Origin of the sequence: Nonomuraea sp. NPDC049504 (genome assembly GCF_040676845.1) — a bacterium.
GTDB lineage: Bacteria > Actinomycetota > Actinomycetes > Streptosporangiales > Streptosporangiaceae > Nonomuraea > Nonomuraea salmonea.
This window is the reverse complement of the sequence record NZ_JBFAPT010000014.1, coordinates 209,277-224,566: the sequence shown is the minus strand read 5'-3', so window position 1 is coordinate 224,566 and position 15,290 is coordinate 209,277. Positions and strand designations below refer to the sequence as shown.

15 protein-coding genes are annotated in these 15,290 nt (G+C 73.0%); 8 read left to right on the top strand and 7 right to left on the bottom strand.

Translation table 11 applies throughout. From position 1 onward, the window contains the following. Positions 1-3: 3 nt before the first annotated feature. A complete protein-coding gene (locus AB0K28_RS26790) occupies positions 4-1,020 on the top strand; it encodes a GDSL-type esterase/lipase family protein (RefSeq protein WP_364375184.1) in 1,017 nt (338 codons plus the stop codon). A gap of 46 nt (positions 1,021-1,066) precedes the next feature. Here AB0K28_RS26790 and AB0K28_RS26785 read toward each other — a convergent pair whose 3' ends face one another. Next, positions 1,067-3,085, bottom strand: coding sequence for an SUKH-4 family immunity protein (locus AB0K28_RS26785; RefSeq protein ID WP_364375181.1), 2,019 nt, complete (start codon positions 3,083-3,085; stop codon positions 1,067-1,069). Positions 3,086-3,438: 353 nt separating this feature from the next. Here AB0K28_RS26785 and AB0K28_RS26780 point away from each other — a divergent pair, with 353 nt between their 5' ends. After that, on the top strand, positions 3,439-3,651 hold the full coding sequence (locus AB0K28_RS26780) for a hypothetical protein (RefSeq protein WP_345406550.1): 213 nt from the start codon (positions 3,439-3,441) through the stop codon (positions 3,649-3,651). Positions 3,652-3,661: 10 nt separating this feature from the next. On the opposite strand, the gene AB0K28_RS26775 is transcribed toward AB0K28_RS26780, so the two are convergent. Continuing rightward, positions 3,662-4,096: a DUF1801 domain-containing protein gene (locus AB0K28_RS26775; protein ID WP_364375178.1), complete on the bottom strand. Its 435-nt coding sequence runs from the start codon at positions 4,094-4,096 to the stop codon at positions 3,662-3,664. Positions 4,097-4,193: 97 nt separating this feature from the next. Between AB0K28_RS26775 and AB0K28_RS26770 the strand changes: the two genes are divergently transcribed. Next, complete coding sequence (locus AB0K28_RS26770; protein WP_364375175.1) at positions 4,194-4,628, top strand: helix-turn-helix transcriptional regulator; 435 nt, start codon at positions 4,194-4,196, stop codon at positions 4,626-4,628. 20 nt (positions 4,629-4,648) lie between these two features. Next, complete coding sequence (locus AB0K28_RS26765) at positions 4,649-5,092, top strand: VOC family protein (protein ID WP_345409865.1); 444 nt, start codon at positions 4,649-4,651, stop codon at positions 5,090-5,092. Here AB0K28_RS26765 and AB0K28_RS26760 read toward each other — a convergent pair. Then, on the bottom strand, positions 5,087-5,683 hold the full coding sequence (locus tag AB0K28_RS26760; RefSeq protein WP_364375171.1) for a helix-turn-helix domain-containing protein: 597 nt from the start codon (positions 5,681-5,683) through the stop codon (positions 5,087-5,089). The two genes, AB0K28_RS26765 and AB0K28_RS26760, sit on opposite strands and share 6 nt — an antisense overlap. Positions 5,684-5,801: 118 nt before the next feature. On the opposite strand from AB0K28_RS26760, the gene AB0K28_RS26755 reads away from it, so the two are divergent. After that, positions 5,802-6,716 carry an NmrA/HSCARG family protein gene (locus AB0K28_RS26755; protein WP_364375168.1) on the top strand — a complete coding sequence of 305 codons (915 nt, stop codon included), beginning with the start codon at positions 5,802-5,804 and terminating at the stop codon, positions 6,714-6,716. Between the two features lie 120 nt (positions 6,717-6,836). Here the strand turns inward: AB0K28_RS26755 and AB0K28_RS26750 are convergent, their stop codons facing one another. Further along, on the bottom strand, positions 6,837-9,617 hold the full coding sequence (locus AB0K28_RS26750) for a BTAD domain-containing putative transcriptional regulator (RefSeq protein ID WP_364375165.1): 2,781 nt from the start codon (positions 9,615-9,617) through the stop codon (positions 6,837-6,839). Positions 9,618-9,783: 166 nt separating this feature from the next. Here AB0K28_RS26750 and AB0K28_RS26745 point away from each other — a divergent pair, with 166 nt between their 5' ends. The 3 genes from AB0K28_RS26745 to AB0K28_RS26735 all read left to right on the top strand — a co-directional run bounded on the left by AB0K28_RS26745 (position 9,784) and on the right by AB0K28_RS26735 (position 11,294). Then, complete coding sequence (locus AB0K28_RS26745; protein ID WP_345406532.1) at positions 9,784-10,020, top strand: hypothetical protein; 237 nt, start codon at positions 9,784-9,786, stop codon at positions 10,018-10,020. Positions 10,021-10,170: 150 nt separating this feature from the next. Beyond that, entirely contained in the window at positions 10,171-10,794 is a 624-nt protein-coding gene (locus tag AB0K28_RS26740) for a class I SAM-dependent methyltransferase (RefSeq protein WP_345406529.1), read from the top strand. 44 nt (positions 10,795-10,838) lie between these two features. After that, positions 10,839-11,294, top strand: coding sequence for an SAM-dependent methyltransferase (locus AB0K28_RS26735; RefSeq protein WP_364375161.1), 456 nt, complete (start codon positions 10,839-10,841; stop codon positions 11,292-11,294). A gap of 11 nt (positions 11,295-11,305) precedes the next feature. Here AB0K28_RS26735 and AB0K28_RS26730 read toward each other — a convergent pair whose 3' ends face one another. From AB0K28_RS26730 to AB0K28_RS26720, 3 genes are all read right to left on the bottom strand, one after another. Then, positions 11,306-12,058, bottom strand: coding sequence for a GNAT family N-acetyltransferase (locus AB0K28_RS26730; RefSeq protein ID WP_364375158.1), 753 nt, complete (start codon positions 12,056-12,058; stop codon positions 11,306-11,308). Positions 12,059-12,332: 274 nt separating this feature from the next. Then, on the bottom strand, positions 12,333-13,865 hold the full coding sequence (locus AB0K28_RS26725; protein ID WP_364375156.1) for a serine hydrolase domain-containing protein: 1,533 nt from the start codon (positions 13,863-13,865) through the stop codon (positions 12,333-12,335). 222 nt (positions 13,866-14,087) lie between these two features. Next, a complete protein-coding gene (locus AB0K28_RS26720) occupies positions 14,088-15,218 on the bottom strand; it encodes an FAD-dependent monooxygenase (RefSeq protein WP_364375153.1) in 1,131 nt (376 codons plus the stop codon). Positions 15,219-15,290 lie beyond the last annotated feature (72 nt).

Below are 15,290 nucleotides of genomic sequence, written 5' to 3'. Positions count from 1 at the left end.
GGCATGCGACCGATCCTGCTCACCCCCGGCGCCCGGCCGGGGGTCTGGCGGGGCGCCCTGGCCTGGACGGAGGAAGACGGCGGATGGCAGCCGTGGCGGCTGCCGCCGGAGCGGATCGCCACCGCCCACGCGCCCGTCCTGGTCACGCGGGCCCGCATGCCGGCCGGCGTCCGCGCGGCCGTCCGTACCGACGCCGCCGCGCTGGAGCTGCGCACCTGGGCCGCGGCCGACGACGTCACCTCGCTCGACGTCACGGTGGACGGCGCGCTGTGGCAGCGCACGGCCTTGGCGGCGGGGGCCGCGACGAGCCACGTCGCGCTGCCGCCCGGCGCCAAGGCCGTCGAGGTCTGGCTGCCCCAGTTCGGCGAGGTCAGAATCGGGCCCCTCGTCCTGCACGGCGCGACGTACGCCACCGCGGCCCCCGGTGGAGGGCCGCGGTGGGTCACGTACGGCAGCTCGATCACGCAGTGCCGCTCGGCGGCCGGGCCGAGCGAGACCTGGCCCGCCCTGGTCGCGCGGCGGCTCGGCTGGGAGCTGACCTGTCTGGGGTTCGCCGGAGAGTGCCACCTCGACCCCGTCGCGGCCCGCGCCATCGCGCGCACGCCCGCCGACCTGATCTCGCTGTGCCTCGGCGGGAACGTCCACGGCTTCGCCAGCATGAGCGCGCGCACGTTCCCCGGCCAGGTGTCGGGATTCATCCAGACCATCCGTGACGCGCACCCGTCGGTGCCGATCGCCGTGCTCACCCCGATCACGTCACCGCCCCGCGAGCGGCTGCCCAACCAGGCCGGGATGACCCGCGACGAGGTCCGCACCGCCGTCGCGGACGCCGTACGGACGCTGCGGAGCTGCGGCGAGACCCGGCTCCACCTCATCGACGGCCCCGTCGTCCTAGGCCCGCGCGACGCCCACCTCCTGCTGGACGACGCCCTCCACCCGGACGCCGACGGCTACCGCCTCATGGCCGACCGCCTCACCCCCCGCCTGGCCGCCGTCGCCGCCCACCGTCGAGTTCCCTGAGTACGGTCACACTCGGAGGACGAACGGGACGCGCCTGGTGATCCGTCTAGGTGAGGAGCGTGTAGTCCTCCAGCGTCGGCGGCCAGAGGGCGTCCTCGCCCGCCATGGCCTCCGGCTCGTACGTGTGCAGCTCGAGCGCGAGGTCGTCGGCGCACCAGTAGGCCGCCTCGCGGTGCGCGTCGCGGCCCTCGCACCACAGCCTGCGTTCCCGGTGGACGACGTAGACGAAGTAGGCGTACGACTCGACGTGCCGGTGGGCGACACGGGCGCTCTCCAAGGCTTCGTGCACCTCGTACACCAGGCCGGTGCGGCCGTCGAGGAAGAGGTACCAGGTGTCCATGGCGTCGAGCATGAACAGGGCGCCGAGGTCGTCCGGCAGGCCCGGACAGGCGCGCAGCTCGTCCAGGCCGTCGGACCAGTACTCGGACATCGGCTGGGCGAAACGGCGACGCTCGCCCGTCCAGCCGGGCTCGTGGAGGCCGCCGGCGGGCAGGCCGACCTCGGTCAGGAAGCGGCGGGTGGGCGCGTGCGCGATCGCGGGATGGAGCCCGCCGTCGTCCGGCCTGAAGACGCCGTCCTGGCCGTACAGGTCGTCGAGCAGTTCGCGGGTGACCCTGGTCGCGGGGCGGCGGAGCGGCAGCGGGGTGACGGTGTCCGGCCCGCCTGCCAGGCGTTCGTGGTGGGCCAGGTGGCGCGTGAGGTAGTCGGGCGGGGACAGCTCGGCCGAGACCGGCCAGCCGCGCATGACGGCGGCCAGCTCCCCGTGCGCTTCGGCCGGCGGGGCGACCATCTCGGCCAGGCAGGGCAGGCCGATGGCGTAGGCGGGCAGGCCGGGCTCGGCGAGGGGCAGCCGGGCGGCGGCCTCCGCGACGCCCCGGGCGGCGGCCTCAGGTGCGTCGCGGTGCCGGCCGCAGTGCAGCAGGCGCCACGTGTACGGGCCGATCGGGCCGAAGGCGAGGGCCAGCGTGCCGGCGGCGGCGCGGGCGTCCGGCGACAGGCCGGCCAGCCAGGCACGCGCCACCCGTCCGTCGATCGGCAGGTCAGGGCCGGGATCGGCGCCCTCGGCCCGGGCGGCGAGCGCGGCGATGCCCGGCGAGGGGTAGACCTGGCCGGCGGTGAACGGCGAGCGCGGCACCCGCTCGGCGTCGTACCAGGCGGTGAAGGCGGCGCGGTCGGTGGCGCGCGGGTCGTCCAGGTCCAGCACGAACGCCGCCGGCCCGAGCCCCTCCTCGGCGTCGGGGCGGGTGAGCTCGACGAGCAGGCGGACGTGCGGGTTGACGGCGAGGGGAAGGACGAGCTCGGTGAACGCGCGCTCGGGGTCGTTGCTGCGGTGGGTGTCGGCCACGGTGACGAGCACGGGCCGGTCGATGGCGTCCAGGCCCGCGCCGTCGAGCTTCAGCTGCCCGGCCAGGTCGCGTACGGCGTCGTCCACGTCCATCCCGCGCAGGAGGATCGCCGCCTCGTCCGAGCCCGGATAGCCCGACCAGTCCCAGACGCCGGCGTAGCCGAACCAGGACAGCAGCCGGGTCTTGCCGGCGGCGGGCGAGCCGGTGACGACGCAGACGCGCGGCCCGTAGGGGTCCTCGCGCCAGCGCAGCAGCGCGCCGGCGGCGGGGGCGCGGCCGGCGGTGGGCTCGTCGCGGATGCCGCGCCCAGGACGCGTCTCCACCCAGGCGGGTGCGGCGGCCAGGTAGTCGGGCACCTCGCGCGGCCCGCCCAGCAGCTCGCGGACGAACGTGGTGAGAGCCGCGTGGAAGCCGGGCATCAGCGCCGCGGTCTCGGCCCAGTCGTCCCGTACGCCGCGCACGCAGGGCTCGTCCCTGTGCCGCGCCAATCTCATGGGGTCGTCGCCGTGATCGTCGGCCAGCTCGCCCAGGTGCCCGAAGAACGCCTCCTGGATCGTGCGCAGCCTGCCGACGTGCTCGCGCAGCCGCGGCGCCTGCGCGTGCTCGCCGAGCGCGCCCAGCACGCCGTCGAAGTGGCCGATCCGCACGTCCGGCCAGGGCAGGCCGACGGCCAGGAACGCGCCGGACAGGCGGGAGGGGAGGTCGCGCGGTACGTCCATGATCCACCGAGTCTAGGGCGCGGCCACGACACCCCTTCGCCCGGCGGTCAGTCCTCGCGGAACAGGCAGCGGAAGACGTGCCGGCGCTGTCCGGCGCTTCGCCGGCCGGGGAGTTCGGCCCGCTCTTCGGATGGAGGCGGGCATTGGTCAGGCCCGCCTGCTCCGTCTCATCCACCGGCTTCGAGCACGCCGTGCTCGACCAGCGCGTCATGGGCGAGGTCGGTCACGTCCAAGAGCCGAACCGGTCACGAATCGAGAAGCGCCGCCCCCTGAGCCGCGCCTAGCGTGATCTGGCAGGGAGCGCACGAGGTGCGCTCCGGCCTGAAGCCGCCCGTCCAGCAGAGGAGGTCCCGATGACCGGGAACACGTGGGTACGGCAGACGCACCGCTGGCTGTCCATCGTCTTCACGGTGACCGTCCTGGCCGGTATCGTCGCCGGGGTCCTGGAGGTCGCCGAGTGGGTGTTCTACCTGCCGCTGCTCCCGCTCGCCCTCCAGATGTTCACCGGGTTGTACCTGTTCGCGGCGCCGTACGCCGCCAGGCGGCGCGGCCCCCGGGAGACCTGACCGGCCGCGGTCAGCCCACGGACTTCCTGACGAGATCGGTGATCGTCTCGACGGCCGCGTCGCTCAGCTCGGTCACGGCGAAGGACGTGGGCCACAGGCCGCTGTCGTCGGCGAGGTTCGCCTCGGGGGTGAAGCCGAAGGTGGAGTACGGCTCCTTGTCGACGTGCCCGCTGCGGAAGAAGCAGACGACCTTCCCCTCGCCGGCGTAGGCCGGCTGTCCGTACCAGAGTTTCGGCGAAAGCTGCGGGGCGTGGGCGGTGACGATGGCGTGGATGCGTTCGGCTGCCGCGCGGTCGGGCTGCTCCATCTCCGCGATCTTCGACAGCACGTCGAGCTCGGCGGCGGCCGCCTTGCCGCCACGGCCCCCGCTCGCCTCCTTCCTCAGCTCCTCGGCGCGCTCCTTGATCGCCCTGCGCTCTTCCTCGGAGAAACCGTCCGTGCTCATCACTGTCCCCTGCCCGGTCGCCATCGGTGATTACGTGCTCACGACGCTAACCCTGCCGCGCGAACCGGCGCTTCTCGAATCTTGATCGATGGTGTCCATGGACAACGGGCGTGCGCAGGCGCAGCGGTTGCGCGACATCGCCGTGATCCGGCGGGTCCGCGACCGGATCGACCGCGAGTACGCCAAGCCGCTCAACCTCGAGGCGCTGGCCCGGGGAGCGCACCTGTCGGCCGGGCACCTGAGCAGGGAGTTCCGCCGCCTCTACGGCGAGTCCCCGTACGCGTACCTGATGACCAGGCGGATCGAGCGGGCGATGACGCTGCTGCGGCGCGGCGACCTGAGCGTCACGGAGGTGTGTTTCGAGGTGGGCTTCTCCTCGCTGGGGACGTTCAGCACGAGATTCGCCGAACTGGTCGGCGTGCCGCCGAGCGTCTACCGGCGTGACCAGTCCCAGGCCGCGGCGGGCATCCCGCCGTGCCTGAGCAAGCAGGTGACCAGGCCGGTCAAGAATCGAGAAGCCCGCGCCCGGTGATCGTGCCTAGCGTGAGCGGCATGAACGTCACCATCCAGCACACCTTCCTGCCGCACACCGATCCCGAGGCCGCGCTGCGTTTCTACCGCGACGTCCTGGGCTTCGAGGTCCGGGCCGACGCCGGTTACGAGGACATGCGGTGGATCACCGTGGGCCCGGCCGGGCAGCCCGGCACGTCCATCGTGCTGCATCCGCCGGCGGCCGACCCCGGCGTCACCGACGAGGAGCGCCGCACCATCCTGGAGCTCATCGCCAAGGGCGTCTACGCCGCCGTCACCCTGGCCACCGACGACCTCGACGGGTTCTTCGACCGGCTGCAGGCCGCGGGCGCCGACGTGGTGCAGGAGCCCATCGACCAGGACTACGGGGTCCGCGACTGCGCCTTCCGCGACCCCGCCGGCAACCTCGTCCGCGTGACCGGCGCCCCACCGCCGCGACGGGCGGGCTCAGCCCGTCGCCTATGAGGATGGCGGCTGCGGGCGGACTCCGGTCAGCGCGAGGGTGAGCAGCCGGTCTGCCTGGGCCGCGCCGTCGGGTTCGTGCTCGACGGCCAGGCAGATGGCGTTGACGAGTGTGAGCAGATCCGTGATCGAGACGTCGGGCCGTACGGCGTTCGCCCGGCATGCGCGGGCCAGCAGGTCCGCTCCCGCGTCGATGATCATCGTGTGGCAGGTGGCGCCCAGGCTCGGATCGCCGTCGTGGGCTCCCCGCATCAGCGAGGCGGCCAGGCCCCGGTTGGTCACGACGTGCCTGGCGACGGCTCGCAGCCAGGCCGCCAGCGCCTGCCCGGGGCCGGGCTCGGCGGCCAGGCCGGCGGCGGTGGCGCACAGGGCCTCGACCTTGTCGCGGAAGACGGCCTCCAGCAACAGCTGCCGGGAGGGGAAGTGCCGGTGCAGCGTGGCCGAGCCGACGCCGGCGCGCCGGGCGATCTCCTCCAGCGACGCCTCGGCTCCGTGCTCGGCGACGGCCTCGGCGGCCGCGGCCAGGATGCGGTCGTAGTTGCGGCGGGCGTCCGCGCGCATCGGACGCGTGGCCGTACGGCTGTGGAGCGGCATGTGTTCTCCGGCGGGCTTGCATAAACGGGGTGGCCCTCCATATCGTACTCGCACAGAACCGGAGGGCCACCCCACTTAAGCGGGTGGTCTCCGCATGCCTTCCGTCTGGAGACACCTCGTGAAGACCATCGTGGTGATGGGGGCCACCGGCCTGCAGGGCCGGGCCGTCACAGCACACCTGCTCGCCGGCGGCTCGCAGGTGCGGGCGGTGACCCGCGATCCGGGCGCCGCAGCCGCCCGGGCACTGGCGCGGGCGGGCGCCGAGCTCGTCCGCGCCGACATGGACGACCCCGCCTCACTCGCCGTCGCCGCCGAAGGCGCCGACGGCCTGTTCAGCGTGCAGCCCACCGTCGGCTCTCCGGGCACCCCGGCGGGCTTCTCGGCCGAGGACGAGGTCCGCTGGGGACGCAACGTCGCCGACGCGGCGCACGCCGCCGGTGTGCGGCACCTGGTCTACGCCTCGCTCGCCGGCGCGGGCCGCCACGACACCGAGAAACTGCCGGGCAACACGATCAGCAAGTGGCGGGTCGAACGGCACATCATCCGGCTGGGCCTGCCCGCGACCTTCCTGCGCCCGGTGTCGTTCATGGAGAACTACACCGGCGCCTACCACCTGCACGACGGCGCCGTGGCCACCGCGTTCGCCGCCGACGTGCCGCAGCAGGTCATGGCCGTCGACGACGTCGGCGCCTTCGCCGCGCTGGCCTTCGGCCGGCCGGGCGAGTGGATCGGCCGCGCGGTCGATCTGGCCGGGGACGAACTGACCCCGCGCCAGATCGCCGCCGCCATCTCCGAGGCGATCGGCCGGCCGCTGCCGTACGTCCAGATCCCCCTCGAGGTGATCGCCCGGCTCGGCGCGGACTTCGCCTACGCCTACACCTGGCTCAACGAACGCGGCTACCGTGCCGACGTCGCCTTCACCCGCGCCCTGCACCCCGGCCTGATGGACCTGCGCACCTGGCTGCGGCGGACGGGAGTCGCCCAGATCGCCGCCTTCCTGGACGCCCAGGAGGCCGCCGGGCAGAACCCATGAACGCCCTGGGCCGTCAGCCGGGCGGGTACCCGCCATCGGGCTGGTAGCCGCCGTCCGGGGAGGCGATGGAGGCTTCCCAGGGGAACTGGCGCGCGACCGGGTGTGACCACGGGCACAGCCTCAGGGCGGAAGCAGTTTCTGCCGCACCCGTTCGCTCTCCGCGCGGCGGTGCTGGGCGTCGTACAGCGTCAGCGCCCTGCGCCAGGCGGCCCTGGCCTCTGCGGTGTGGCCGAGCGCGTGGTGGGTGTCGCCGAACGCCACCAGCGTGTCGGCGCTCTGCGAGGCGTTGCCGGTGCCTTCGCGCAGGTCGAGGCAGCGCCCGTAGTACTCCAGCGCGCGTTCGTACTCGCCCTGGTGGAAGGCGAGCAGGCCGAGGCTGTCGAGGGTGGCCGCTTCGCCGCCGCCGTCGTGGTGGCGGCGGAAGAGGGTGAGGGCCTGCTCGCAGGCGTCGCGCGCGGCGTCGTACTCGCCGAGTTGCAGGCGGATCCAGCCGACGGCGCTGAGCGCGTTCGCCTCCCAGATCGGATCACCGGCCTCGCGCTGCAGGCGCAGCGCGGTCTGCGCGTGCGCGAGCCCGCGCCGCGGCTGCCCGTGGACGCTCCACGTCCAGCCGAACGTGTGGTGCACCTGCGCGAGCATGGGCCGGTCCTGGGCCTGGCCGAACAGCTCCAGCGCCCGGTCGAGGTGGCCGGCCGCCGCGTCGATCCGGCCGGCCGCGGCGTGGGCGTAGCCGGTGTGCCAGTGGACGACGGCGGCGGTGTACGGCAGGCGCAGCCGTTCGGCGGCGGCCAGCGCGATCTCCCAGGAGGTGAGCCGTTCGCGGGTGTAGGAGCGGCGCAGCAGGAAGGTGTTCATGCCCCAGGCGAGCTGCCACGTCTCGGCGTCCATGCCCAGCTCGGCGGCCAGGACCTGCGCCGGAAGCAGGCACGGCAGCTCGGCCTCGAACCAGGCCAGCGCGGCGGCGGCGTCGGCGAAGACGTGCCGGCCCCCGCGCCGGGCAACGGCGGGCCGGTGCGGGTAGAGCGCCCGGTCGGCGGCGCATGCGGTGTCGGTGTACGTCTCGACGAGCCGGGTCAGGGCTTGCCTGCGGGTCTCGGCGGGCAGGTCGGCTTCGGCCCGTTCCGCGGCGTACAGCTGGATCAGGTCGTGCATCCAGTAGCGGCCGGGGGCGTGCTGCCGGATGAGGGTGGCGGTCTCCAGCATGGAGATCAGCGTGCGCGTCGCGGCGGGCGGGAGCCCGGCGAGTGCGGCGGCCGCGGGCAGGCCGATCTCGGGGCCGGGGACGGTGCCGAGCAGGAGGAAGAGCCGCGCGGCCGGCGGATCGAGCGCCGCGTAGGAGGAGGCGAACACGGCGCGCAGGTCCGCGCCGAGGTCCCCGGTCTGCAGGGCGTCGAGCCTGGTGGCCGGGTCGCGCAGTTCCCTGGCGAGGACGGCCAGCGGGAAGCCGGGGTGGGCGGTGGCGCGGGCGGCCAGCACTCCGAGCGCCAGGGGCAGGCCGCCGGTGTGCTTGAGCAGCACGGCGACGGAATCGGGGTCGGCGGCCATCGTGTCGGGGCCGAAGTGGTGGGCGAGCATCCGGCGCGCCTCCTCGTCGGAGAAGGCGCCCACCTCCAGCAGCCGGGCGTCGTGCGTGGTGTGCAGGCTCACGAGCCGGTTGCGGCTGGTCACCAGGACGGTGCAGCCGGGCCGGCCGGGGATGAGCGGCGTCACCTGGGCGCTGTCCCTGGCGTTGTCCAGGACGATGAGCACCCGCCGGTCGGCCAGGACGGACCGGTAGAGCGCGGCCCGCGCCTCCTGCTCGTCGGGGATGACGGCGGGCGGCACGCCGAGCGCGGTCAGGAAGTGGCGCAGCACGGTGCCGGGCGGCACCGGTTCCTCGGCGGCGTCGAAGCCGCGCAGGTTCGCGTAGAGCTGGCCGTCGGGGTAGCGGTCGCGGTGGGTGTGCGCCCAGTGGAGGGCGAGCCACGTCTTGCCGCTGCCGCCGGGGCCGCTGATCACGGTGACGCCGACGTGGCCGGTCTCGACGCTCTGGCGGCGGTCGAGTTCGGCCAGCTCGTCGCTTCGGTTGGTGAACGAGGCGGGCGCGGCGGGGAGCTGGCTGGGCACGGGGAGGGCGGGCGGCCCGTCCTGGCGGTGCGGCCGGCGCGGGTTGGCCTCGGAGCGCAGGATGCGGTGCTGCAGTTGCTGGAGCTCGTCGGTGGGTTCCAGGCCGAGCTCGTTGACCAGCCGGCAGCGGAACTGGCGGTAGACCTCCAGGGCCTCGCTGGGGCGGCCGCTCTCGTACAGGGCCTGCATGAGTTGTTCGTGGAGGCGTTCCCTGAACGGCGCCTCGCCCGACAGCGCGCGTGCCTCGGTGACGACGTCGGTGGTCCTGCCCAGGGCGAGCAGCACCGACAGCCGCTCTTCCAGGGCGTCGAGACGCAGCCCGTCGAGCCATTCGGCCTGCGTCTCGGCATAGGAGCCGGTGATGCCGGCCAGCGGGGCGCCCCGCCACCAGCGCAGCGCCTCGTCGTAGTGGCCGAGCGCCTGCTCGGCCGGCGCCTGCCTGGCCAGCGCGATCTGGTCCTGGAAGCAGGCGAGGTCGAGCCTGGCCGGGCCGAGCCGTACCAGGTAGCCGGGCCGCTGGGTGTGGATGACGGGGGCGCCGAGCGCCGCGCAGGCGCGCCGCACTTCGGACACCAGCATCCTGACCCGGGAGGCGGCGCCGCTGGGCAGCGGCTCCGCCCAGATCGCCTCCGCCAGCCGCTGCGTGGAGACCACCCGGTCGGCCTGCAGCAGCAGCGCGGCCAGCAGAGCGCCCTGTCTGCCGGAGAAGGTGACCTTGCCGGCGCCCGCTTCCAGTTGGACGGGGCCGAGCAGGCGGAACAGTATCGCCGGTGCGTTACCGTCCGGCTTCTCCATCTACGATCCTCCCGTTTCGCGCCCTGACGAGTGTACGGGCGTGAAGATCAGGAACCGTGCGGAAATCAGGCGGAAAACAGACACCTGATCTTTAGGCTCGCATCGAAGTTCCGCAGATGGAGCCGCTCGCGACCCCCGCGGCTCCGCATCTCGAAAGGATTGGCGCATGAAGCTTGCCATGAGGCGCGTCTCCCTGGCGATGTCGACCGCTGTCGCTGCCGCCGCCATGACCGCTGTCCTCGCACCGGCGCCGGCTTCCGCGGAAGTGATCGTCCGCTGGTATCCGTACACCACCGCGGGCGCGAAGTCGTGCAACAGCGCCGCCAACGCCGCCGGCCCCGAGTACTACTGCACCACGGTGAAGATCGGCTCCACGAAGATGTACGCCCTCGCCCGTCCGTAAGGGCCCATCTCCCCATCCCGATGTCCGTCCGGTCCGCGTGACCGGGCGGACATCGGCATGTCGCCGCCCGCTGAGCTTGACGTCCTTCAGTGCGTGAGTGTAACTCTAGAGTCCATCACTAGAGCTGAACTCTAAGCTTTGGAGGGAACGATGACCCGGCAACACGCCGAAGAGGAGACCATCCACCGCGCGCTGGAGCGCTTCTACCGCGACGGCAAGGCACCGTGGGACACCGGCGTGACCCCGCCCGAGCTGGCCGGCCTGATCGAGGGGCCGCGGAGCCTGCCGCCCGGCCGCGTCCTGGAGCTGGGCTGCGGCACCGGCACCAACGCCGTCTACCTGGCGCGGCACGGCTGGGAGGTGACGGCCGTCGACCTGGTCGCCGGCGCCGTCGAGCAGGCCAAGGAGAAGGCCGCCCAGGCGCAGGTGACGGTGAAGCTGCTGCACGGATGCGTCACCCGCCTCGACGACCTCGACGTGGCGGGCCCGTTCGACCTGTTCTTCGACCTGAGCTGCTACTGCGGCGTCGCGCTGCACCGCCGCGACGCCTACGCCGCCGGCCTCACCCGGCGCGCCGCTCCAGGGGCGCGGCTGCTGATGTTCGGGTACGGCCCCGAACCGGCCGGCGGCCCGGCCACTAAGATCGCGTCGTGGGCGGCCGGCGTCACCGCCGACGAGATCCGCGCCAGGTTCGACGGCTGGGAGCTCCTCGACGTCACACCGGGCACCAACCCGTTCCCCACCTTCTGGTTCACCCTGCGCCGCGACGGCTAGCGGCGCCCCCGACGCATAGGGAGAGCACCATGACACCCGGCCCCGTGACCCTGCGACCAGTCGGCCGCGTGATGGGCGGTCGCAGCGAATGGGTCGAAGACGACTGGCACGACGTACGGGCCGTGATCCGGCTGGACGACTCCGCCTTCACCCCTTCGGCGGTGCTCGGCCTGGAGGACTTCTCCCACCTGGAGATCGTCTTCGTCTTCGACCGGATCGACCCGGCCGAGGTGCGCACCGACCCCCGTCCCCCACGGGGAAACCCGGCCGCGGCGCCCGTGGGGATCTTCGCCCACCGGGGCCCGTACCGTCCCAACCGGCTGGGCGTCTCCCGCTGCAGGCTCCTCGCCGTGGACGGCCTTGACCTGCACGTCGCCGACCTGGACGCGCTGTCGGGCACCCCCGTCCTGGACATCAAGCCGTACCTGACCGAGTTCGCCCCCCGCCACCCGGTCACCCAGCCGGCCTGGGCGAGCGAGCTGATGAGCTCCTACTACTGACCGCGCCGGGCTCAGGGCGCCAGCGGCACCTCCCCGGCCGCCGGTAAGGAGGCGATGAAGGCCGGGTAGAGGTCGGCCCACAGCAGGGTCGATGCGCGGGCGCGGGCGGCCGGGGTGAGCGTGAGGGCCGGGGGTTCGTACCAGTGCCGCCACAGGGCGTGGACGGCGTCGGCCAGCAGCCGGGCCGGGATGGCGGTGGCCGCGGGGTCGGCCGTCCTGGCCATCAGCGGGTGCGGACGGGGCGGGGTCAGGGGGCGCCCGGTGAGGCGGTCGACGCGCATCGGCGGCTGGACGTAGCGGACGTGCTCGACCTGGCGGAAACCGTTGCGAGCCCAGAACGCGGTGGTCTCCGGCCTGCTCTCCACCAGGGCGAGCACCGGCCGTTCGCCTCTCGCCGCGGCCTCGGCGAAGACGAGCTCCTCGGCGCGCGCGAGCAGCATGCGCGCGTGCCCGCGGCCGCGCTCGCCGGGAGCCGTGACGATGTGCCCGCCGCCGATCACCGCCACCGGCTCCCGCTGGGTGACCAGCGGAATGTAGTCGCAGGTCAGCGCGGCAAGCACCCGGTCGCCCGCAAGCCTCGCCACCGCGAACCGCCGCGCCCCCGCCACCTCCCGGACCGGGAACGACTCCTGCGCCTCGAGCTCGGAGGCGGCGAACTCGGAGCGCAGCAGAGCGTGGACGGCGTCCAGGCGCGCCCGGTCGCCGACCCTCTCGGTGGTGATCATCGCGTCCTCGGCCCTCGGCTCGGCAACTGCCCCGATCATGGTGCCGGGCGGCGCCGGACGCGGGCAAGACCTCGCCCGAGCGGGGTCAGGCCGGCCAGCCGCCCCCTGCCGCGATGGACGCGGCGAGCTGAGCTCGATGAGGTGGTGGCCTTGTTCGATCAGGCGGTGTCGGCGCGGGAGTCACGGGCGAAGCCCAAGACGGACCTCTCCATCCCACGGACAGGCTGGGGGCAGGCCGGGGGCCGGTAGGGGGCCGCGTGCTCGTCGGCTCGCCTGCCGACATCTCCCCGGCGTGTCTGGTGCTCAGGTCTGGCTACTGAGCCGGTCCGGTCTGCTCGTTGCCGAAGACTTCCGCGACGAGGCGCTGGGTCGCCTGCTGGAAGGCCGCTCCCAGGGACAGGGCGGCGTCGTCGACGTAGTTGAGCGCGGCGGTCAGGGTCTTGCTGCCGTCAGGGGTGCTGTACAGGAGCGCGGCGTGACCGGCCATGCCGCCATTGTGGGTGATGACGGTGCCGCCGCCGGGCGCCTCCTGCACGAACACGCCCAGGCCGTAGCCGGCCTTGGCCTCCGGGGCGCACATCTCGGCCAGCAGCTCGGCCGGTAGCAGCTTGCCGCCCAGCAGGGCGGAGATGAACGTGTGCAGGTCACGGGTAGTGGAGATCATGTCCCCGCCGCTGGAGATCCAGGACGGGTTGTGCCGAGTGACATCGACTGTCCGAATCTGACCGTCCTCCTCGTAGCGGTAGTAGGCGTGCGCGTGCGGCTCGGGGATGTCCGTCTCACCGACCGGCTGGAAGGTGCCGGTCAGACCGAGCGGCCCCAGGATCAGCCGGTGCATCTCCTCGGCGACCGGGCGGCCGGTGACCTTCTCGATCAGCAGGCGGGCCAGCACGTAGTTGGTGTTGGCGTAGCTCCAGTCGGTGCCGGGCTCGAACCGGGCCGGCTTGGACAGCGCCAGCCGGACCAGCTCTTCGGGCCGGTAGGTGCGGAAACGGTTGTCCACCCACTCCTTGCCCGCAGGGGTGGCGGGGATTCCCGGCACGAACGTGCCGTCAGGGTCGAAGTCGCCGGTGAAGTTGAAGATCCCGCTGGTGTGCTGCAGCAGCATCCGCACGGTGATGCGCCGGTCCAGCCCGAACTCGGGCAGGTAGTCGTCCACCGAGGAGTCCAGGGCGATCCGGCCCTCGGCGACGAGTTGCAGCACCACGGTGGCAGTGAAGGTCTTGGTGTTGCTGCCGATCCGCACATGCCCGTCAACCGGAGGCTCGGTGTTCTGGCTCAGCTCGGCCACTCCGGCGCTGCCGGCCCACTCACCCCGCTTGTCGTGCACGCGCAACGACACTCCGGTGAAACCGGAATCGACGATCTCCTGGATGACCTTCTGCAGCTCCGGGCGATCCTGGGCGGCGGCGTCCGTCGGCACGCCCCCGCTGCCGCCGCCGGAGGTGGCCGAGGCGACGTCGAGCGCTTCGGTGATCTTGCGAGCCATCTCCCTCATGGCGGGGCCGGCTTCGCCCCTGGTGGTTGCCTCGACGGCGATCAGGACAGTGCGACGGAAATCGCCGGCCTCGGCCGGATCCTGCTGCTTGAGCAGGGTCATGGCCGCTGTCAGGGCCGGCAGCACCTGGTCGGCGAGGTCGGCCACGGTCTTGCCGTACTTCACGCCTTTGGGCGCCTTGGCGAGCACATGACCGATGCGGCCGGTCGCCGATGTCAGGGCGACAGATCCTTCGGTGGCGGCCCGGTGCGCCGAGCCGGCGGCACCAGCCGCGGACATCAGCGACACGGCGCCCCACGCGGCGGTCTGCAGGGTGAGCCGGTCCTGCTCGGTAAGGGTGAGGGACATGGTGACGTACTCCTTAACAGGGGAAATTTCACATGAACGGACACATGATGGAAGGGTGTGCTGATGGCCAGCGGGGTCTGGAAGCGAAGGGATACCGCCCGGTTGCCGTCCTGACCTCGCCGCTGACATGGCAGCGTCTGGCCGGCGCTGAGCGCGATGGCTGTCCGCGCCGTGGATGAGCGCGTGCACGCCGGTGGGGACCGGGCCTTCGATCGCCGCCGGTCACGGCGGCCACCGTGCGGCGAAGCTGGGCGCGTAGTCCTTCAGCCTGACGAGGTGCGCGCGGGCCGTCTCCCGTGCGCCGGCTGCGATCATGTCCGGCGCCTCCTGGGCGGGCATGCCCATGAAGAACCGGTCGGCGCCTTCGCGTCCTATCTGCTGGTGTTCGGCGACGAAGCCGCGCATCTCCCGCTCGTAGGCGGCGAACGCCGCCGGGTGCTCGCCGCCGGCGACGGCCAGTTCGCCGGCCAGGATGTAGGCGCCGATCAGCGCCTGGGAAGCGCCCAGGCCCGAGGCCTGCGCCGCGCAGTAGCCGGCGTCCCCGAGCAGCACCACCCGGCCCGAGGACCAGTGGCACATCTCCACCTGGGCGTTGGCGTCGAAGAAGAAGTCCTGCGCCCTGCTCATCTCCTCCAGCAGGCGCGGGATGGGCCCGCCTTCGCCGGCGAACTGCCCGGCCACGATGCGCTTGTGCTGCGCGACGTCGTCACGGTCGTAGGCCAGCGGTCCGCAGGTGAAGTGCAGCGCCGCGTGCGCCTCGGCGTTGTCGCGGATGCTGAGGATGTCGGCCGCCTTGCCCGGCATGCCGGCAAGCCGGCCGGAGCCGGGCAGGCCGAGGCCGAGGGGCAGGCTGAAGGTCGCCGTGTAGATGCCCAGGTGCCGGACGAACCGCTCGCGCGGCCCGAAGACCAGCGAGCGGGTGCCCGAGTGCAGCCCGTCGGCGCCGGCCACCAGGGCGAAGCGGCGCGGACGGCCACGTTCGAAGGTGACCCGCACGCCGTCGGCGTCCTGCTCCACAGCGGCGATCGAGTCGCCGAGGATGTACTCCACCTCCTGGCGGGTGGCCTCGTACAGCAGGCCGATCAGCTCACCTCTGAGGATCTGCAGGTGGTACGGGCTCCCGTCACGGTCCGCACGCGCCGCACCGCCCGGCCGCGTGTTCAACTGCTGAATCCGCTCCAGCAGGGCCATGCGGTCCAGCACGTCCAGAGCCTCGCCGCGCAAACCCGCCACGCCCCCGCCCGCACGCACCCGCGGGGCCCGCTCGACCACGGTGGGGGCGAAACCGTGGTGGCGCAGCCAGTACGCCAGAGCGGTCCCGGCGAGGCCGGCGCCGGAAATGAGGACGTCCATCACCCTGCTCCATCGAACCAACGAATCATGTGATTCGAGGATCAAGTACGGTGAGCACCCAGAACAATGATG